At 68.7% G+C, this 19,813-nt stretch carries 18 protein-coding genes; 9 read left to right on the top strand and 9 right to left on the bottom strand.

Going from position 1 to position 19,813, the window contains the following annotated elements:
* Positions 1 to 111: 111 nt before the first annotated feature.
* Positions 112 to 1,095, top strand: coding sequence for a TauD/TfdA dioxygenase family protein (locus GSI01S_RS18180; RefSeq protein ID WP_006898112.1), 984 nt, complete (start codon positions 112 to 114; stop codon positions 1,093 to 1,095).
* A 91-nt stretch (positions 1,096 to 1,186) separates the two neighbouring features.
* Here GSI01S_RS18180 and GSI01S_RS18175 read toward each other — a convergent pair whose 3' ends face one another.
* Positions 1,187 to 1,609, bottom strand: a complete 423-nt coding sequence (locus GSI01S_RS18175) for a VOC family protein (RefSeq protein ID WP_006898110.1) — start codon at positions 1,607 to 1,609, stop codon at positions 1,187 to 1,189.
* 328 nt (positions 1,610 to 1,937) lie between these two features.
* Positions 1,938 to 2,210, bottom strand: coding sequence for an RNA-binding S4 domain-containing protein (locus tag GSI01S_RS18170; protein WP_006898109.1), 273 nt, complete (start codon positions 2,208 to 2,210; stop codon positions 1,938 to 1,940).
* Here GSI01S_RS18170 and lysX point away from each other — a divergent pair.
* Positions 2,209 to 5,601, top strand: a complete 3,393-nt coding sequence (gene lysX, locus GSI01S_RS18165; RefSeq protein ID WP_006898108.1) for a bifunctional lysylphosphatidylglycerol synthetase/lysine--tRNA ligase LysX — start codon at positions 2,209 to 2,211, stop codon at positions 5,599 to 5,601. The two genes, GSI01S_RS18170 and lysX, sit on opposite strands and share 2 nt — an antisense overlap.
* 73 nt (positions 5,602 to 5,674) lie before the next feature.
* On the opposite strand, the gene GSI01S_RS18160 is transcribed toward lysX, so the two are convergent.
* The 3 genes from GSI01S_RS18160 to GSI01S_RS18150 all read right to left on the bottom strand — a co-directional run bounded on the left by GSI01S_RS18160 (position 5,675) and on the right by GSI01S_RS18150 (position 8,059).
* On the bottom strand, positions 5,675 to 6,331 hold the full coding sequence (locus tag GSI01S_RS18160; protein ID WP_006898107.1) for an ABC transporter ATP-binding protein: 657 nt from the start codon (positions 6,329 to 6,331) through the stop codon (positions 5,675 to 5,677).
* Positions 6,328 to 7,416 carry an FtsX-like permease family protein gene (locus GSI01S_RS18155; RefSeq protein ID WP_006898106.1) on the bottom strand — a complete coding sequence of 363 codons (1,089 nt, stop codon included), beginning with the start codon at positions 7,414 to 7,416 and terminating at the stop codon, positions 6,328 to 6,330. Before GSI01S_RS18155 ends, GSI01S_RS18160 begins: the two co-directional genes overlap by 4 nt.
* Positions 7,417 to 7,486: 70 nt before the next feature.
* Positions 7,487 to 8,059: a TetR/AcrR family transcriptional regulator gene (locus tag GSI01S_RS18150; RefSeq protein ID WP_006898105.1), complete on the bottom strand. Its 573-nt coding sequence runs from the start codon at positions 8,057 to 8,059 to the stop codon at positions 7,487 to 7,489.
* Between the two features lie 172 nt (positions 8,060 to 8,231).
* Here GSI01S_RS18150 and rraA point away from each other — a divergent pair, with 172 nt between their 5' ends.
* The 4 genes from rraA to GSI01S_RS20415 all read left to right on the top strand — a co-directional run bounded on the left by rraA (position 8,232) and on the right by GSI01S_RS20415 (position 12,926).
* Positions 8,232 to 8,720: a ribonuclease E activity regulator RraA gene (gene rraA, locus GSI01S_RS18145; protein ID WP_039868113.1), complete on the top strand. Its 489-nt coding sequence runs from the start codon at positions 8,232 to 8,234 to the stop codon at positions 8,718 to 8,720.
* Between the two features lie 30 nt (positions 8,721 to 8,750).
* Complete coding sequence (locus GSI01S_RS18140) at positions 8,751 to 10,304, top strand: succinic semialdehyde dehydrogenase (RefSeq protein WP_006898103.1); 1,554 nt, start codon at positions 8,751 to 8,753, stop codon at positions 10,302 to 10,304.
* Positions 10,305 to 10,435: 131 nt separating this feature from the next.
* Positions 10,436 to 11,878 (top strand): amidase, encoded by a 1,443-nt coding sequence (locus GSI01S_RS18135; RefSeq protein ID WP_006898102.1) that lies wholly within the window; start codon positions 10,436 to 10,438, stop codon positions 11,876 to 11,878.
* A gap of 64 nt (positions 11,879 to 11,942) precedes the next feature.
* Entirely contained in the window at positions 11,943 to 12,926 is a 984-nt protein-coding gene (locus GSI01S_RS20415) for a helix-turn-helix transcriptional regulator (protein WP_006898101.1), read from the top strand.
* Between the two features lie 26 nt (positions 12,927 to 12,952).
* Here the strand turns inward: GSI01S_RS20415 and GSI01S_RS18125 are convergent, their stop codons facing one another.
* Together GSI01S_RS18125 and GSI01S_RS18120 are read right to left on the bottom strand one after the other, a co-directional pair.
* Positions 12,953 to 14,122, bottom strand: coding sequence for an NAD(P)/FAD-dependent oxidoreductase (locus GSI01S_RS18125; RefSeq protein ID WP_006898100.1), 1,170 nt, complete (start codon positions 14,120 to 14,122; stop codon positions 12,953 to 12,955).
* Positions 14,123 to 14,265: 143 nt separating this feature from the next.
* Positions 14,266 to 14,748 carry an Lrp/AsnC family transcriptional regulator gene (locus tag GSI01S_RS18120; protein WP_006898099.1) on the bottom strand — a complete coding sequence of 161 codons (483 nt, stop codon included), beginning with the start codon at positions 14,746 to 14,748 and terminating at the stop codon, positions 14,266 to 14,268.
* A gap of 150 nt (positions 14,749 to 14,898) precedes the next feature.
* Between GSI01S_RS18120 and pdhA the strand changes: the two genes are divergently transcribed.
* From pdhA to GSI01S_RS18105, 3 genes are read left to right on the top strand one after another with little or no spacing between them, the layout of a single operon-like run.
* Positions 14,899 to 15,975 (top strand): pyruvate dehydrogenase (acetyl-transferring) E1 component subunit alpha, encoded by a 1,077-nt coding sequence (pdhA, locus tag GSI01S_RS18115; RefSeq protein ID WP_006898098.1) that lies wholly within the window; start codon positions 14,899 to 14,901, stop codon positions 15,973 to 15,975.
* Positions 15,975 to 16,973 (top strand): alpha-ketoacid dehydrogenase subunit beta, encoded by a 999-nt coding sequence (locus GSI01S_RS18110; RefSeq protein WP_006898097.1) that lies wholly within the window; start codon positions 15,975 to 15,977, stop codon positions 16,971 to 16,973. The genes pdhA and GSI01S_RS18110 overlap by 1 nt, the downstream gene beginning before the upstream one ends.
* Before the next feature lie 20 nt (positions 16,974 to 16,993).
* Positions 16,994 to 18,289: a dihydrolipoamide acetyltransferase family protein gene (locus GSI01S_RS18105; protein WP_006898096.1), complete on the top strand. Its 1,296-nt coding sequence runs from the start codon at positions 16,994 to 16,996 to the stop codon at positions 18,287 to 18,289.
* A gap of 32 nt (positions 18,290 to 18,321) precedes the next feature.
* On the opposite strand, the gene GSI01S_RS18100 is transcribed toward GSI01S_RS18105, so the two are convergent.
* Positions 18,322 to 19,047, bottom strand: coding sequence for a cutinase family protein (locus GSI01S_RS18100; RefSeq protein ID WP_006898095.1), 726 nt, complete (start codon positions 19,045 to 19,047; stop codon positions 18,322 to 18,324).
* A 3-nt stretch (positions 19,048 to 19,050) separates the two neighbouring features.
* Entirely contained in the window at positions 19,051 to 19,776 is a 726-nt protein-coding gene (locus GSI01S_RS18095; protein WP_039868111.1) for a DUF6474 family protein, read from the bottom strand.
* Positions 19,777 to 19,813 lie beyond the last annotated feature (37 nt).

Below are 19,813 nucleotides of genomic sequence, written 5' to 3'. Positions count from 1 at the left end.
GAATCGGTATCTCATCAATCAGTTCCTCACTCACAGGCGAAGCATCGGCATTCGCCGATTCAGTGATGAATTCACACCATTCCAACCACATTCTTCGAGAGGGATCTCGCTATGACCGTCACGTCCATCTCCAATCGCGCCGACCGCGAAGAGGCCGCGCGAAAGATCTATTCCGAAGCAGGCATCACCGTCGACCGACTCGGCGAGAACATCGGCGCCAGAATCGGCGGAGTGCGCCTGGGCGGGGAGTTGCCCGCCGAACAGGTCGAGGCGATCCGCCTCGCCCTCGCCGCGAACAAGGTGGTCGTCTTCACCGACCAGCATCATCTCGACGACGACGGTCAGTACGCGTTCGCCGAACTGCTCGGCGATCCGACTCTTCCGCACCCCACGGTCACCTCCCGCGGTTCGCAGCTGTTGACGATCGAAGGCGCCGCCAACAGCTGGCATACGGACGTCTCCTTCGTCGACCGCGTCCCGAAGGCGTCCATCCTGCGTGCGGTGACGCTGCCGGCGTGGGGCGGAGCCACCACCTGGGCCTCGACCGTGGCGGCCTACGAGCAACTGCCCGCGCCGCTGCGGGCGCTGGTCGACGGGCTGTGGGCCAAGCACACCAACTTCTACGACTACGTGACCGCCGAACACGACGGCGGTGACGAGGAGACGCGCCGTCGCGCCGACCACTACCGCGAGTTCACGAGCGCCGCGTACGAGACGCTCCATCCGGTGGTGCGGGTGCATCCGGAGACCGGGGAGCGGAGTCTGCTGCTCGGACATTTCGTCAAGGAGTTCCCGGCGCTAAAGCCCGCCGAGTTCGGTCCGCTGTACCAGCTGCTGCAGAACCGAATCACCCGGCTCGAGAACACCTTCCGGTGGAATTGGAGTCTCGGCGATGTGGCGATCTGGGACAACCGTGCCACGCAGCACTACGGCATCGCCGACTTCGGCGGGCAGAAGCGGGAACTGCACCGGATCACGCTCGCCGGCGACGTCCCGGTGAGCATCGACGGCGAGAGCAGCCGGATCATCGCCGGCGACGCATCGCACTACTCGGTGGTGGAGGAGCCGCGCCGGTTGGGCGTATACGCGGCGTGACCTACGCTGCGTGACCTACGCGGCGGCGGCCCGGCACTGCGGTGTCGGGCCGCCTCGGGCTCACCGCGGCCGGGGTCCGACCGCCGTCTCACTACTCTCCCGCGCAGGAGAACGCCCACATCACGCCGAATCGGTCGAACACCTGGCCGTACCATCCGCCCCAGGGCGCGCGGGCGAAGGGCATGGCCTCGCGGCCGCCGCCCTCGACCAACCGCTGGAGGTAGGTGCGCGCCTGGTCCGGAGTGTCCGTCGTGTAGAGCAGCGAGTAGGCCGTTCCCTGCACGGCGTAGTCGTGACCGTCCGGCATCGCGTCGGCGCCGGCGATGATGCCTGCGTCCGTCACCAGAGTCGCGTGCGCTACCGCCTGCGGGTCGGGGTCGAAGGGCATTCCGGGCATCGGGTTGTCTCCGTAGCGGAGGATCTGGAGCTCCCCTCCGAAGACGTCGTGCCAGTGCTGCATTGCCTCGGCTGTGGTGCCGGGCAATGCGATGTACGTTGCGATCGACTCTGCCATGTCTCGCTCCTTCGGGGCCGGTGGTCTCTGTAGTATGCGCGCACCTCGAGGGCGCGGGGGAGGTGTCCGGCCGACCTGGCTCATACCGCGGCCCGTGAGTGAAACCGGACTCTTTCCGCGCCGGAGGCTAACGCGTGGTGCGTCGTCGACGACACTCTGGATAGGGAGTGAGCCTACTGCGGGCTCGGAGTGGAAAGGACAGACATGCCGACGAGTCGCCAACGACGCAAGACCCCGCGAACGATGCTCGCGCGTGTCGTCGGCAACTGGCGCCGTGTTCCCCGGGAGCTGTCTGAGCAGCGAGAACGTCTCGTCACTCAGCAGGAGCTCACGGAGTTGAAACTCGCACGCTGATTCCGCCCAGCTCGACCACGTCGCCGTCGCGCAGCTGACGGCCGCGGCGGATCTCCGGCCGGCCGTTGACCGTGACCAGCCCGTCGGCGATCACCGCCTTGGCGTCGGCCCCGGACTCGATCAGGTTCGCAAGCTTCAGGAACTGCCCGAGTCGGATGTTGTCATCCCGGATTTCGATCTGATCCACTCCTGCATTGTGCCGCGCGTCCTTCTCCGTCGGCCGGGCGCCCGGATAATTTGAAGGCATGCCAGAACTGGAGAACGGATCCCGTGACGCGATGCCGAGTGCGGCGACGCGGGAGGCGAGTCGACACGCGACCGCCAATCGTCGATCGTCCGCGATCGTCCGGCGCATCTCCAATCCCAGCGGCTTCGGCCGGCGGATACCGCGGATCGCGGGGACCGTCGTGGGGTTGCTCGCGACCGTCTCACTGCTGTCGACGCTGATCCCGCCGTTCCGGCATCTGATCCGCATTCCGCGGATGTTCGTCGACGACTACCTGTTCCCCATGCCCAGCACCAGCCTCGCGTGGACGGTGGTTCTGGGGCTGCTCGCGGTGTCGCTGTCGCTGCGCAAACGTGTGGCGTGGTGGATCACGGTCGCCTACTTATCGCTCTACACCGTGCTGAACCTGCTGGTGGTCCTGGTCGCCGCGTCGGACCCGGGCTGGGCGGACGAGTGGCGGCAGTCGGTGAGCGGTCTGATCGTCAACATCGCGCTGATGGTCGTGCTGATCGCGGGCTACCGGCAGTTCAACACCCGTGTCCGGCGCGGCGCCCTCCGGTGGGCGGCGGTGGTGCTGGTCGGCGGACTGGCCGCCGGAACCCTCGCCGGCTGGGCGCTGCTCAGCGTCGCACCCGGTACCGTGGCACCGAACGAACGGCTGCCGTACGCCTTCAACCACGTGGTCGCCTTCGCGACCATCGATGTGAAACCCTTCGCGAATCATCACGCGCCCTGGATGGTGAACTGGCTGCTCGGTCTGTTCGGGGCGCTCGCGCTGATCTGTGCGGCCGTCGTGCTGTTCCGGTCGCAGCGGCTCAGCTCGCTCATGACCGCTGAGGACGAACGCTTGGTGCGTGCGCTTGTGGACGCCTACGGCGACGAGGACTCGCTCGGCTACTTCTCGACGCGGCGCGACAAGGCGGTCGTCTTCTCCCCCGACGGACGTGCGGCGATCACCTATCGAGTGGAGATGTCGACAGCGCTCGCCGGCGGCGATCCCGTGGGCGATCCGGACTCCTGGACCGAGGCCATCGCCGAGTTCTTCGCGCTCTGCGAGACCTATGGGTGGCATCCGGCAGTGCTCGGCGCCAGCACCAGGGGAGCCGAAGTCCTGCACGCTGCCGGCCTCGACGCAATCAACCTCGGCGACGAGGCGATCCTGAACGCGGCCGACTTCAGCCTGTCCGGGCCCACCATGAAGGGTGTGCGGGGGTCGGTGTCGCGGGTCAGACGGCTCGGTGTGACCGTCCGGATGCGGCGCATGAGCGAACTGCCGTGGGCCGAGGTGGAAGGAGTGGTCCGGCGCGCCGACGAATGGCGCGACACCGAGCAGGAGCGCGGCTTCGCGATGGCGCTGGGCCGGGTGGGTGACCCGGCGGACGGCGACGCACTGCTCGTCGAGGCGGTGGAGGCCGAGGGCACCGCCGACGAGAAGGTCATCGGCATGCTGTCGTTCGTTCCCTGGGGCCGCAGCGGTGTCTCGCTGGACCTGATGCGGCGCGACCGCAACGGCCCGAACGGCGTGGTGGAGACGATGGTGTCCGAGCTGGCGCAGAACGCCGAGTCGGTCGGCGTCACGAAGATCTCCCTCAACTTCGCCACCTTCCGAGACGTCTTCGAGCACGGGCCGCAGGTGGGGGCCCGACCGGTGCTGCGGCTGGTGTACGCGGTGCTGAAGTTCTTCTCGAAGTTCTTCCAGATGGAGTCGCTGTACAAGTCGAATGCGAAGTATCAGCCCCGGTGGAAGCCGCGCTACATCTGCTACCAAGACGCCAAGGTGATTCCACGCGTCGCTCTGGCCGCGATGGTCGCCGAGGGATTCGTCCAGCTTCCCGGCAAGCACTGGCGGGCCAGGCACTATCGGAGCGGTGCGTCGTCGGTCCCGGACGGCATCGACGTCGACGAACTGGTCGCCGAACTCGAATCGGAGTCGCGGACCCGAGGGATCGCCGAGGTGCGTCGGCCCGAACAGGTGCGCGTGCGGCTGGACAAGCTGGAGCGGCTGATCGACGACGGAGTGGACCCGTACCCGGTGGCGCAACCGCCCACGCACACCGTGGCCCAGGCCGCGGCCGCGTCGCTCGGGACCGTGGTGCGCATCGCCGGGAGGCTCACGCGCAAACGCGACTTCGGTCGAGTCACGTTTGCCGACGTGCACGACCAGAGCGGCGAGATCCAGATCCTCGTGGAACCCGCGGCGATGGGGGAGCACTCGCTCGACTTCGCGTCCACCGTGGATCTGGGAGACCTCGTCGAGATCACCGGAACCATCGGGACCAGCCGATCGGGCGAGCTGTCGGTGCTCGCGACGCAGTGGCGTCTGAACGGCAAGTGTCTGCACCCGCTTCCGGACAAATGGAGCGGTCTCACCGATCCGGAGGCCCGGGTGCGGCAGCGCTACCTCGACCTGGCGGTCAACGCTCGCAGCCGCGAACTGCTGGCGACCCGCAGCGCCGTGGTCCGCGCCCTCCGCGATCATCTCGCCTCGGAGGGATTCCTGGAGGTGGAGACACCGATCCTGCAGCAGGTGCACGGAGGGGCGAACGCGACCCCGTTCCGCACGCACATCAACGCCTACGACATGGACCTGTACCTGCGCATCGCCCCCGAACTGTTCCTGAAACGACTGTGCGTGGGAGGCATCGAGAAGGTCTTCGAGATCGGCCGGAACTTCCGCAACGAAGGCGTCGATTTCTCACACAACCCGGAGTTCACCAGTCTGGAAGCCTATGCGGCACACCATGATTACGAGTCGATGATGACGCTCGCGCGGGAGCTGATCGTCGCAGCGGCCACCGCCGCCAACGGGCGGGCGGTGATCGAGCGCACCGGGGACGCCGGCGTGGAGACGGTCGACATCTCCGGACAGTGGCCGGTGAAGTCCGTCCACGCCGCGGTGTCGGAGGCTGCGGGAGTGAAGATCACTCCGGAGACGGGGGTGGACGAGTTGCGGCACGTGTGCCGCGGGCTCGACATCGCGTTCCGCCCCGACTGGGACGCCGGGCATCTGGTCCTGGAACTGTACGAACACCTGGTGGAGGCACGGACCACGTTCCCGACGTTCTACAAGGACTTCCCGACCTCGACGTCGCCGCTCACCCGCGCGCACCGCCTCGTCGACGGCGTCGCGGAGCGCTGGGATCTGGTGGCCTGGGGTGTGGAACTCGGCACCGCCTACACCGAACTGACGGACCCGGTGGAACAGCGAACGAGGCTCACTGAGCAGTCGATCCTGGCGGCGGGCGGTGACTCGGAGGCGATGGAACTCGACGAGGACTTCCTCACCGCGCTCGAGTACGCGATGCCTCCGACCGGCGGTCTCGGCCTCGGCGTTGACCGCATCGTCATGTTGATCACCGGTCAGTCGATCCGCGAGTCGCTCGCGTTCCCGCTGGCCAAGCCGCACCAATAGACCCCGAAAACTCTTGGCTCCCGGAACGGGCTGTGAGACCGGTCCGGGAGCCAAAGTTTTCGAGCGCGTGCGGTCAGACCGCGGCGAGCGACAGCGTGCTGTCTGCCGCGGCCATCACCTCGGGGTCGTGGGTCGCGATGACCGTGATGCAGCCGGACTCGGCGGTCACCTGCTTGATCAGGGCGGTGATGCGGCCGGCCTGGCTGCGGTCCACCGCAGCCGTCGGCTCGTCGATCAGCAGCAGTCGTGGCTCGTGGACCAGGGCGCGTGCGATCGCGACTCGCTGGCGCTGGCCGCCGGAGAGTTCATCGGGCCGCTGCTTCTCGTGTCCGGCCAGCCCCACTTCATCGAGCAGGTGCAGGGCGCGGTCGCGGGCCTGCGACGGTCGGCGTCCGGAGATGACGGCCTGGGCCAGCACCTGGTCGAGAACGGTGAGTCCGGGAAACAGGTTGCCGGACTGGAACACGTAGCCCACCCGGGTGCGCCGCATCCGGTCGCGGGCGCGGACCGACAGGCCCGTGACCTCGGTGTCGTCGAGGGTGACGCTCCCGCTGTCGGGCTGTCGCAGGATGCCGCACACACCGAGAAGGGTGGACTTGCCCGAGCCCGACGGGCCGACGATGGCCGTGGCCTCACCGGCTCGGAAGGTCGCGTCGAATCCGTCGAGGACGGTGAGACGCTCCTCACCCGAGTGGTATTCGACGCGGACGTCGCGGAGGTCGAGGCTCATCGGGATGCTCCCAGCATGGTCAGGGGATCGGCAGAGACCACCCAGCGGAGGGTGACGGCGGAGCCGACGAGCGATGCCGCGATCACCGCCAGCGTGGTCGTCGCCAGGGACGAGAACGAGAGGTCGAAGGGAACGGCGTCGCCGAGCAACAGGCCGAGCAGATACGCGACCGCCGAGCCGATGATGGTGGAGAGCGCGACGACCACCGCGGCCTGGGCGAGTGCGGAACCGATCAGCGACCAGCGAGACACGCCGAGCGCCCGCTGCAACGCGTACACGCCCTGACGCTGCAGCACCCAGACGGCGAAGAACGCGGCGACGATCAGCGGAGCGATCACGTAGAGGAAGGCGAGGATCGAGTTCATGGTGAGCCGCTCGCCGGAGTAGCCGGGAGCCGCGGCGAGCAGGACGCCCTCGCTCTGCGTGGTGGTGCCGCCGAGCGTATCGGGCGGTGTCCCGCCGACGATGACCACGGCGGCGGCGGTTCCCTGCTGGCGCGGGCCCAGACCGGTGGTGCCGTACCGGATGGTCCGCCAGGTGTCGAGCGAGGTGTACGCGGCGGGGACGTGGCCGTACGAGCGGGCCTCGGAGATACCGACCACCCGCAGTCGGACGTCGCTGTTGTCGATCGCGAGCACGTCGCCGATGCCGACGCCGTCGTCGTGCAGCTTCTCGGAGACGACCACTTCGCCGGGTGCCGGCGTCAGTCGATCACCGCTCTCGGTGTCCGGAGCCAGCGGACCGTCCGGATCGACGCCGAAGACCGCGAGGTCGACCATCGTGCCCTTCTGCGTCTCGCCGTGCGACATGGTGACGCCCATCGGCGCCGCCTCGACGCCGGACTGGAATCGCCAGGCGTCCACGTCTTTCGCCGAGATCACGCTCCGGTTGAAGTCGGAGGTTCCGTCGGCGAAGGCCACGGACTGGGCGTTGAGCGCACGCAGCGCCGACACCGTGTCGTTGCCCAGGCCGATCGTGAAGCCCGACACCATTCCGACCAGGGCCGCGACCAGCGCGACCACCAGGCCGATCATCGCGAAGCGGCCCCAGGCCGCTCGCAGTTCACGCAATGCGATGAACACCATCGCTCCCATCTTAGAGACACTATGTCGCGAAGGACGGTACATGATCGCGACAGGGTGTCCCTAACTGGGCTCAGTCGGAGTCGACGATCGCCTCCGCGGCGCCGCACATGAAGTCGATGACCGACTCCGAGTCCTGTTCCGGACCGACCAGGGCGAGTGAGGAGTCCACGAGCGCCCCGACCGCGGCGATGACCAGGTCGGGGTGCGCGGCGCCGGAACGCGCGACCGCCTCGTGCAGCACGGCTGCGATCTGTCCGTGCAGGTCGGAGATCCGCTCACGGGCGGACTCCGACAGACCGGCGTGGGCGAGTGACCGCTGCAGAGCGTGCTCGCCGCCGGCCGCGAGTGTGAGGTTGCTGCGCACGTAGGCGACCACGGCGGCGCGCGGGTCGGCAGCGGCGGCGACGTCCGCGCGGACCTGCGACGCCCACTCCTCGAAGCCTCGCGCGACCACCATGTCCACCAGATCGTCGATCGAGGAGACGTAGCGGTAGATGCTGTTCCGGGCGATGCCCGCCTCGGCGGCGACCGAGGCCGCGGTGAGCCGTTCCCGGCTCAGCAGAATCCGCTCGGTTCCGTCGATCAACGCCGACAGCACTGCCTCGCGGTGCTCGGCGAGCGAGTCGGCACTGATCTTCGGCACGTCGGTCGGCCGCCTTTCCGGAAGTGGAGACTCGGGTCGTACGGATAGAACACGCTACCGCCGCCGCGCGGGCCGCCGAAGCCGGTGCCCGAAGCCGGTGCTCACCGGCTGCGGCAGCTGTGACGTAACCGGGCGTTACAGATAAGAGTCCGCCCGCCTAGAATCGATGGCCATGAGCACGTTGAACTTCACCCCGACCGCCGACCTCGTCGACGAGATCGGCGCCGATGTCCGGAGCTGCGACACCCAGTTCACCCAGTACGGCGGGAACCGTGAGTTCGTCGGTACCGTGACCACGGTCCGGTGCTTCCAGGACAACGCGCTGCTCAAGTCGATCCTGTCGGAGCCCAACCCGGGCGGCGTGCTCGTGATCGACGGCGACGCGTCGGTGCACACCGCGCTCGTCGGCGACATCATCGCCGAACTCGGTCGGTCCAACGGCTGGGTGGGAATCATCGCCAACGGCGCGATCCGCGACGCGAAGACCATCGGCGGCATGGCCATCGGCGTCAAGGCGCTCGGGACCAACCCGCGCAAGTCGACGAAGACCGGTGCGGGCGAACGGGACGTGCCGGTGGAGCTCGGCGGCGTCACCTTCAATCCGGGCGACATCGTCTACTCCGACGACGACGGCATCGTCCTCGTCGCGCCCCAAGCCTGACCGCAGGCCACAGAACTCTAGGAGCACATCATGCCGAAGCCCGCACCCGCATACTTCCAGCGTCTGGCGGCGCTGGCCGCGATCGACAACCCGGCCGACCGCCCGACCCGACCGGTTCTCGAGGCCTACAGCGGCGTCGAGATGGCGACCGTGCCAGTGGGCACCGCCGAGGATCTCGAGTTGGCCGTGGCCCGCGCCCGCGCAGCTCAGAGCGCATGGGGCGATCGTTCGGCCGCCGACCGAGCCAAGGTGATCAACCGCTTCTCCGAGCTGGTCAACGACCACGCCGAGGAGCTCATGGACATCGCGCAGGCCGAGACCGGCAAGGCGCGGATCTATGCGCAGGAAGAGGTCATCGACGTCGCGCTTACCGCCCGCTTCTACGCGCAGCACGGTCCGAAGATGCTTGCCGATCGCAAGGTGCAGGGCATGCTTCCGGGCGCGACCGACACTCGGGTCCGCTACCAGCCCAAGGGCGTCGTCGGCGTCATCAGCCCGTGGAACTACCCGCTGACGCTGGCGGTCTCCGACGCGGTGGCCGCGCTCATCGCGGGCAACGCCGTCGTCATCAAGCCCGACAGCAACACCCCGTACTGCTGCCTCGCGCTGGCTGAACTCCTGTACCAGGCGGGACTCCCGCGCGAGCTGTACGCCGTGGTGCCCGGTCCGGGCTCGGTGGTCGGGCAGGCGATCGTCGCGCAGACCGACTACGTCATGTTCACCGGATCATCGGCCACCGGGTCGACTCTCGCGGCTCAGGCGGGCAAGCGGCTGATCGGTTTCTCGGCCGAGCTCGGTGGAAAGAATCCGCTGATCATCACCCGCAACGCCGATGTCGACCGGGCCGTCGCCGGTGCCGCCCGCGCGTGCTACTCGAACTCCGGGCAGCTGTGCATCTCGATCGAGCGGATCTACGTCGATCGGGCCATCGCCGACGAGTTCTCGGAGAAGTTCGCCGAGCACGTCAAGGGCATGAACCTGGCGGGCACCTATGACTTCAGCGCCGACATGGGCTCGCTCGCCTCGGCACAGCAGGTCGACACCGTCGACGCGCACGTCACCGACGCCGTCGCCAAGGGCGCCAAGGTGCTCGCCGGCGGACGCAAGCGCGCCGACCTGGGCCCGTTCTTCTACGAGCCGACCGTGCTCGCCGGCGTCACAGAACAGATGACCTGCTACGCGGACGAGACCTTCGGCCCGCTGGTGTCGATCTACCCGGTCGACTCCACCGACGAGGCGATCAAGCGCGCCAACGACACCGAGTACGGTCTCAACGCCAGCGTCTTCGCGGGCAGCAACGACGAAGCGCAGAAGATCGCCGAGCAGATCCACGCGGGCACGGTCAACATCAACGAGGGCTACGCCGCCGCATGGGGTTCCACGGCAGCTCCGATGGGCGGCATGGGCATCTCGGGCATGGGACGCCGACACGGTGAGGAGGGGCTGCTCAAGTACACCGAGCCGCAGACCATCGCCACCCAGCGGTTCATCGGTCTCGACGGCATCCGCGGGATCCCGCAGAGCCTGTACTTGAAGCTGACCCCGCAGATCATCAAGTCGCTCAAGTACCTGCCCGGCCGGTAAGCGTGGGTTCGAGGCCCGGTCGCGTTACCCGCGGCCGGGCCTATCGTCAAGGTGGCAGATCTGCCAATGGCTCCTGTCGACGGCTCCGAGTGAACTGTGGGACACCTCATAGTTTCGACAAGGAGTCCCTGATGCACCTCGACGAGTACACCACCCACGACGCCACCGGTCTGGCCGAGCTGATCTCGACCGGTCAGGTCGGTGCCGACGAAGTCCACGCCGCCGCGCGCGAAGCACTCGCCACAGTCAACGACGATCTCAACGCGGTCGTCGCCGGACCGTTCGAGGAACCGCTCGAGTACTCGTCCGACGGTCCGCTGGGTGGCGTCCCGTTCGTCATCAAAGACCTCATCTGCCACGCGGCCGGAGTCCGGACGTGGATGGGCACCCGGCTGACGGGCCCCGACGGTGTCGTGTTCGATCACGACACCGAACTGATGTCGCGGTTCCGCGCGAGCGGTCTGGCGACGCTGGCCACGTCCACGACCCCGGAGCTGGGCTACAACGCGAACACCGAGCCGGTGACGTCGGGATCCACCCGCAACCCGTGGGACACCTCCCGGTCGGCGGGCGGATCCAGCGGCGGCTCGGCTGCGTTGGTGGCGGCCGGTGCGGTGCCCGTCGCGCATGCGAACGACGGCGGCGGTTCGACGAGGATCCCGGCGGCGTACAACGGTCTGGTCGGATTCAAACCGAGTCGTGGGCGGGTCAGCCTGGCGCCGGACATGCAGGAGGCCTTGTACGGGTGCGCGGCGGAGTCGGTGGTGACCAGGTCGGTGCGCGACACCGCGACCGTGTTCGACACGATCTGCGGAGCCGCACCGGGTGACAAGTACGCCTGGTCCGGCGAGGACTACGGCTTCGCCGGGCTCGCTCGGCAGGACCCGAGGCGATTGCGTATCGCCGTCCACACCGAGTCGTGGGCTGGCACGTACGTCGATCCGGAGGTCGTGGCCTCGGTGGAGGCCGCAGTGCAGACGCTGCAGGATCTCGGCCATCGTGTGGAGGTCGCGACGCCGTCCTTCGACTGGGACCAGTTCATGGAGGCGCACTACCGCTACTGGGGCGGGTTCGTCGCCGAGTCGATCGCGGGGATCAGCGCGATGTCCGGCCTGGAACCCGGGCCGGAGACCCTTGAAGCCGCGATCCTGAAGGGCTGGGAGTACGGCAGGTCGCTGACCGTGCTCGACATGGCGGAAGCGTCGGCCGTGGTGAACACGATCACCCGGTCGGTCGCCGCGTTCTATCGGGACTACGATGTGCTGCTGACCCCGACCACCAACACGGTCGCGCCTGTTCTCGGTCATCTCGACTCCGACGACTCCTCGTTGAGCCACGAGGAGTGGACTCGGAGGATCTTCGACACCGTCAGCTTCACGCCGTTGCAGAATCTCACCGGCACCCCGGCGGTGAGCGTTCCGGCACGGCCGAGTTCCACCGGTCTGCCGATCGGTGTGCAGTTCGCCGGGCGCATCAACGAGGACGGGCTGCTGATGCAGTTGGCCGGCGAGTACGAGCGGGCCGCCGGATGGTCGGACCGTCGTCCGCGCGTTCACGCCTCGGCGATCAGCTGACGGGGACTTGTCAGGAGCTCGGGCTGCGGAGATCCTGGTCTGAGGTCGACGGACGGAGTGGTGCATGGCCGATGGCATCGGGTCGCTGGGGTTCGAACTGGCCGAGATCTGCGTCGCCGAATCCGTCGACCGCGCCCGGAGCGTTCTGCAAGTGCTGATGAATGCGACGGGCGCGGTCGCTGGTCTGCTCGCCGGACCGGATGGTGTCCGGACCGGTCCGGTTCTGGCGGTTCAGGAGTATTCGCCGCCGCTGGTCGAGGCGATCACCGGCGATTTCACCCGCGGACCCAGTTACCGGGCGCTGGCCGACGACCCCGTCCGGCCCCTCCGCAGCTGGCGGGACGTGGGTGAGGAGTTCGTGTCCAGCGCCATGACCCGCGACCTTCTCATCCCTGCCGGATACCGGGGCGGGGTGTCGATGAGAATCGTCGACGAGACCGACGGCTACGTCGGAGACCTCCACCTGAGTACGACCTGCCGGAGTCGGCCCACCGAGTCCGGGATGGTGGCGTTGCATCGGGTCCGCCCCATCCTGGCCGGTCTGTGCCGCAGCGAACTCCCGCGGACCGAACCGGTCCACGGGACGGGTGACGATGCTTCCGTGCAGACCGTGGCCCGGCTGATCGTCTGCTCGGACGGCTGCGTGGAGACGCTGCTCGCGCCGGGTGGGCCCGAGGGGAGTCGGCTGAGGGCTCTGGCGGCCAGTCTGAGCCGCGTTCGCGATCGACGTGATGTGCGCTGTCTGTGGTCGGCGGCGGACGGTCGTCCGTTTCGGGTCCAGGTCCGCTACTTTCCCGACGGTGCGTCCGTGACGGTGCTTGACGCGCCTGTCCCGTATGGACTGACGCATCGGGAGACCGAGGTGCTCTCGTACGTCTGGGCGGGGCTGTCGAACTATTCGATCTCCATCCGCACCGGCGTTCGCGAACGGACCGTCGCCGCCCACGTCAGTTCGATCCTGGCCAAAACGGGCACGTCGTCGCGGGCACGGGCGGCGGTGCTCGCTGAACGGGAAGGGCTGGTGTGGGCAGGGCTGCTCGCGAACTGATGCCGCCGGGCCCGGCCGCCTGACCCTCAGGCGGCCAGGGCCGATCGGCCGGGCGCCAGGGACGCCGCCGTGATGCCGAAGTCGGCGAGGTCGGCGGGCAGATCGTCGGTGAGTGCCAGCGACGCTCCGGCGCGCGCGAGCGCCGGGGCCATCTGGATTCCGTAGCCGCCCTGGCCTGCGAACCAGAAGAGGCCGTCGACCGCGGGATCGGGTCCGACCACCGGCGTGCGGTCGGCGGTGAAGCTGCGGAGGCCGGCCCACGACGTCGAGACGCTGCGCACGGCCAGCAGCGTCGCCTCGTTGAGCCGTTCGATCGCGCGGGCGATCTCCAGATCGTCCGGTTTGGCGTCCGAGGGCGGCTGCGGTGTCTCCTCCGCGGGCGAACACAAGAAGCCGGCGCCGTCGGGTTTGAAGTAGAAGTCCTCGCTCGCCGACATCGTCATGGTGCGGCGCGCCGCGATGGAGCGGGCAGGGGTCTCCCGCGGGTCGGGAACCATGAACGCGGTCCGGCGGAGCGGAGCGATGCCGATCGGGGCGGCGCCGAACATGCCCGCGACTTCGTCGCACCACGCCCCCGCCGCGTTGACCACGGTGCGGGCGCGCAGTTCGTCGCCGGCCGCATCGCGCAGCACCCAGGACGACCGCTCGCGGCGGGCTTCGACGATGCCCGCCGACTTGAGCACGGTGCCGCCCCGGCGCCGGAGACCGCGCAGAAAGCCCTGGTGCAGGCCGTGAACGTCGAGTTCCAGCGAACCGTAGTCGACCATCGCGAGGTCGGTGTAACCCGACCGGAGCATCGGATTCAGCTGTTCCGCCGCGTTCCCGTCGACCAGCTCGATGGTCTGGCTGCGCGGACTCACCGTCTCGTACAGGGCGCGAAGTCCGTCGACCTCGGTCTCCTCGGCGACGATCAACAACGGCAGTTCGGCCACCAGCGGGCCGTCGACGATGTCGGGCGGCGCGACGAAGAAGTCGCGGCTGGCCCGGGTGAGCGCACGCACGGTGGCGTTGCCGTAGCTCTCCAGGAAGGTCGCGGCCGAACGGCCGGTGGTGTGGTAGGCCAGCGTCGATTCACGTTCGACGAGGGCGACCGATCGGTGGGCGGCCAGTTCGTACGCGATCGAGACGCCGGCGATTCCGCCGCCGACGACGATTGTGTCGAAGTCGGCGGCGGTGATCGAAGCGGTGTTGTCCATGGGGCTTCCCTTCGGCAGGTCGAAGAGGCGAGATGTGTCCTCCCCTCCGAGGGTAGGCACGAGATGTGATCCACGTCTTGGTCATCAGCACGAATCGGTAGGCCGCAGATCGGTGAGATCCACAAACCGACCAGTCGGAGAGGTCAGTCGGGCGGACGTCCGCCGGCGAGGCGCTCGATCAGCGGAAGGGTCCGATACCCGATCGCCTCGTGCATCACCACCGATACCGTCGTCCGTTCCACTCCCGGAACGGCCAGCACATGTCCGGCGATCCGGTAGAGATCGTCGGCGTCGGCGGCGACCACCAGCAGCTGCAGATCGGCGATGCCGGAGACGCCTACGGCTTCGAGTACTTCGGGAATCCCGTCGAGCGAGTCCAGCACCTGCTCCAGGCGATGCTGGTCGACCACCACGGCGATATAGGCGCGCAGGGGGAAGCCGAGGTCGCGCGGATGCACGCGACGGTCGAAAGGGGCCAGCACGCCTTCGGTCTCCCACCGCCCGATCCGCGCCTGGACGGTGTTGCGCGCCATGTCGACCAGTCCCGCCAACTGCACGCCGGTGGCGCGCGGGAACTCGCACAGAGCACGGAGAATCTTCGCGTCGGTTCGGTCCAGCCTGGCCATAGCGCACAGTATCGCTCGTCGAACGGTGCTGATGTTGGGCATTCTGATCAATTTCCCCAATGGACCTTGCGCAGGCTGCAATCTACTGAGACGGTGGCCACACGGACCAGGAAGCGTGCGATCCACGCGGACGTCCCGAAGGAGGCAGTCGTGTCCGACATCGACGAAATCGTTCAACTCGTCACCATCACCGGCGAGCGGCACATCCATCCCGACTTCTCGACCTACGTCGACGACATCGACATGGCCGAACTGCGGAGACTCTACGAGGACATGGTCGTCGTCCGACGCATCGACGCCGAGGCCACGGCGCTGCAACGCCAGGGGCAGCTCGGTCTGTGGGCGCCGCTGCTCGGGCAGGAGGCCGCTCAGATCGGTTCGGCCCGAGCGCTCGACGCCGAGGACTTCGTCTTCCCGAGCTACCGAGAACACGGCGTCGCCTACTGCCGCGGCGTGGCGCTCGAGGAGATGATGCCGTTCTGGCGCGGCACGTCACTGTCCGGCTGGGATCCGCACGAGCACAACATCGCGACTCCGGCGATCATCATCGGGGCGCAGACCCTGCACGCCGCGGGCTACGGGATGGGACTGAACCTCGAGGGTGCGGGCAGCGCGGTCATCACCTACTTCGGCGACGGCGCCACCAGCCAGGGCGATGTCTCGGAGGCGATGGGCTTCGCGGCGAGCTTCGCCGCGCCGGTGGTCTTCTTCTGCCAGAACAACCAGTGGGCCATCTCCGAGCCGGTGACCCTGCAGAGCAAGACGCCGATCGTCAACCGCGGCCGCGGCTACGGGATGCCGACCGTGCGGGTGGACGGAAACGACGTGCTGGCCGTGCTGGCGGTCACCCGGGCGGCTCTGGAACTGGCGCGAGAGGGCGGCGGCCCCACCTTCATCGAAGCGGTCACCTACCGCCGCGGACCGCACACCACGTCCGACGATCCCACCCGCTACCGCACCGCGGCCGATGATGCCGAGTGGATCCGGCGCGACCCGATCGAGCGCATCCGCCTGCTGCTCGAGGCCGCGGGTGCGCTGTCGGACGAGGACGCGAAGCTGATCGGTGAGCACGCCGACGCCGCGGCCGCCGAACTCCGGCGGGGATGCCTCGCGCTGGACGACCCGCCTGCGCTGTCGGTCTTCGACGACGTGTACGCCGAACCGCACCCGCTGATCGACGCCGAACGGCGCGAGTACGCCGCCTACCTCGACACCCTGGAGGCATGATGACCGCCGCGGCGCCCGCCCCGACTCCACTTGGGAAGGCCGTTACCGCGGGTCTGCGAAAGGCGCTCGCCGACGATCCGAAGGTCGTCCTGATGGGCGAGGACATCGGTCGCCTCGGCGGGGTCTTCCGCATCACCGACGGATTGCAGGAGGAGTTCGGGACCGGCCGGGTCATCGACACCCCGCTCGCCGAGTCCGGCATCATCGGTACAGCGGTCGGGCTCGCCTTCCGCGGCTACCGCCCGGTGTGCGAGATCCAGTTCGACGGCTTCATCTATCCGGGGTTCGATCAGATCGTGTCGCAGGTGGCCAAACTGCACTACCGGACTGCGGGCCATGTCTCGATGCCCATCACCATCCGGGTCCCCTTCGGCGGCGGCATCGGCGCGGTGGAACATCACTCCGAGTCGCCCGAGGGCTACTTCGCGGCGACCGCCGGTCTGCGGGTGGTGACCTGCAGCAACGCGGCAGACGCCTACACGATGATCCAGCAGGCGATCGCCTCAGACGATCCGGTGCTGTTCTTCGAGCCCAAACGGCGCTACTGGGAGAAGGGCGAGACGGACTACCCGGCTCTGGACGCCGATCCGTATCCCCTCCACAAGGCGCGCGTCGCACGTCCCGGCGAGGATGTCACGCTGGTGGCCTACGGGCCGCTGGTCACCACCGCGCTGCAGGCGGCCGCCGTCGCAGAGGACGAGGGACGGTCCGTCGAGGTGGTCGATCTGCGATCGATCTCGCCCCTCGACACGGACACGCTCTCGGCCTCGGTCCGGCGCACCGGCCGGCTGGTGATCGCGCATGAGGCGCCGGTCTTCATGGGCGTCGGCGCCGAGATCGCCGCCCGCGTGATGTCGGAGTGCTTCTACCATCTGGAGGCACCGATCCAGCGGGTCGGCGGGTTCGCGACCCCCTATCCGCCGGCGAAACTCGAACGTCACTTCCTGCCCGACGTCGACCGCATCCTCGCCGCCGTCGACGCGGTACTCCTCGACTGACTCCTGCGGAAGGACCCGGCATGTCCGTCATCTCGACCTTCGATCTGCCCGACCTCGGTGAGGGGCTCACCGACGCCGAACTGGTGCGCTGGGAGGTGACGGTCGGTGACACCGTGGAACTCAACCAGGTGATCGCCGAGGTGGAGACCGCGAAGGCCGCCGTCGAACTGCCGTCGCCGTATGCGGGCACCGTGGTGAAGCTGCACGTCCAGGAGGGGGAGACCGTCGACGTCGGCAGCCCGTTCATCGACATCCGGGTCGCCGGCGACGAGGCGGATGCGCCGGAGGCCGATGCCGCCGAGCCGCAGGCACCCGAACCCGTGCTCGTCGGGTACGGCGTCGCGGCGGAGAGCGGCACCCGGAGGCGGCGGAAGCCCGCGCCCGCCTCCGACGCGCGCGACACCGTCGGGGCGGTCGGCGACAGCGCTCCGGAACGACCGCTCGCCGCTCCACCCGTCCGCAAACTCGCGCGCGAACACGGCGTGGACCTGACGGACGTGCGGCCGACCGGACGCTCGGGCGAAGTGACTCGAGCCGACCTCGACCGGCATCTGACCGCGGTGAAGGCCGGTGCGGTCGACGAGGCAGCGCCGACCGCGGCGGGGGCCGCCGGGCCGGACGAGGAGCGCACCGCGATCCGCGGCGTCCGGCGCCGCACCGCCGAGGCGATGGTGGCGAGCGCGTTCACGGCTCCGCACGTCACCGAGTTCGTGGACGTGGACGTGACGGCGATGACCGAACTCGTCGACGACCTCGCCGCTCACCGACGCTTCTCCGGAGTACGGCTGACACCTCTCGCACTCGTCGCGAAGGCGGCGCTGGTGGCGCTGCGCGGCAACCCGTCGCTCAACTCGACGTGGGACGAGGACGCGCAGGAGATCGTCACCAAGCACTATGTGAACCTCGGGATCGCGGCGGCCACGCCCCGCGGACTGCTGGTCCCCAACATCAAGAACGCCCACACGATGAGCCTGCTGGAACTCGCTCGGGCGCTGGGCGAACTGACGACCGTCGCGAAGGCCGGTGCGACGCCGCCCGCCGACCTGCTCGGCGGCACGTTCTCGATCACCAACGTGGGCGTCTTCGGCGTCGACTCGGGTACGCCGATCATCAACCCGGGTGAGGCGGCGATCCTCTGCTTCGGCGCGGTCCGTCCTCGACCCTGGGAATGGCAGGGTGAGATCGCGTTGCGGCAGGTGACGACCCTCAGCCTCTCCTTCGACCATCGGCTCGTCGACGGCGAGCAGGGCTCGGTCTTCCTGGCGACGGTCGCCGACGCGCTCTCGGACCCGCTGTCGCTGATCGCCCTGAGCTGAGCGGGGTACCGGGCCGGGGCTCGCGGGTCGCGCTACAGGTGCCGGGCGACGTAATCGGCGGCCTGATCGGCCATGCCGTTCACCGAGTACAGCAGGTGCAGCGCGTTCGGGCCGCCGAGCGGTGCGCCGTTGCAGATCGTGTCGCCCTGGATGCAGTACTCGACGGTCCGGTTCCGGTAGACCGCCTGCGGCTGGACCGGGGGAGCGCCTGCCTCGCGGAGGAAGCGCGCCGACGGCGGTGCGAACTCCACTACGGCGGCGATGTGGGGCGCGACGGCCGCGGGCAGGGGTTCGGGCACGTATGTGCGGTACTGCTGATAGCGATCGGGGACCCGGTAGGCCGAACTGATCGCGTATCCGGCGAGTGCGCCGCCCTGCGAGTAGCCACCGATGACGATCCGCGTGTCCGGGCACGCGGCGGCGATCGACTTCACCCGCCGCTGCGCGGTCTTGACTCCGTCGACGAAGGTGCGCGCGAACGCGAGCCGGTCGGTGAAGTTGCCGCTCGCGGCGTAGTCGACGGCTTCGATGCGGACAGACTTACCGGGCAACCGGTTCCTGACGGCGTTGCCGAACGCGATCCCGGTGACGCCCAGCGGGGGAGCCTCCTCGACGGTGCCGCGCGCGAACAGGACGTGCACGTCGACGCACCGCGGTGCCGCGGTCGAGGGGGCGCGGCCGAGGGTCGCGCCGCCGGTCAGCAGACCGGCGGCCGCAACGATCAGGCAGGACAGCAGCGCGAGTACCCGGCGCGTCACGGCTCAGCCCGCCTGGACCGGATGGACGTTGAGCCGCGCCAGCAGATCGTTGTCGATCGCCGTCAACTCGTTGTCGATGGCGCGCTGGGCGTTCTTGCGCTGCTGAGCGGGCATGGTGTCGGCGGCATCGGCAGCGACCTGGAGGTTGTCCAGGCGGCTGGACATCGCCGAGACGAAGGCCTTGCCCTCGGCCGACTGCTCGAGCGCCGCGACCTCGTCCGCGGTGGCGCGACAGGCCGCGATGCGCGCCCGCAGCGATGCGCTGGGGCCGCCGTACTGGGTCAGGAGCGCCGGCGACACGCCCGCTCGGCGGGCCTGGACGGCGGTCACCTGGCTGCGGGCGCCGACCGCGGCCCGATACGCGATCGGAACCACGATCGGGGCCGCCATCCGGGCCACCGCGAGGTACCGCTTCATCTTCGCCGGCGTGAAGAACGCCGCGGCGGCGTCGGCCTTCGCCTGTTCGGCTATCGCCTTGGCCTCGGCGGCCGCCGCCTTCTGCTGGGCCTTGCCGGTGGCCTTGACCGTTTTGCGATCCTGTTTCTGCGCCCGCTTGTGGAACTTGTGCTCATCCTTGAGCCGACGCTTCTGCGCCTTGCGGCTCGCGCGGGACTCGGCCTCCGCCTGGACCTCGGCGCGCTTGCGGATCGCCTTCTCCTCCGCCTTGCGAACCTTCGCATCGGCCTTGCGCTGAGCCCTCTTCGAGCTCATAGATGAGAGCAGTCCCATGGCGACCTTCCCGTCGGATACCCGACACCTGCGATCA

Origin of the sequence: Gordonia sihwensis NBRC 108236 (assembly GCF_000333035.1) — a bacterium.
Taxonomy (GTDB): Bacteria; Actinomycetota; Actinomycetes; order Mycobacteriales; family Mycobacteriaceae; genus Gordonia; species Gordonia sihwensis.
The sequence above is the reverse complement of the archived record's forward strand: the minus strand, read 5'-3'. Positions and strand labels throughout refer to the sequence as shown.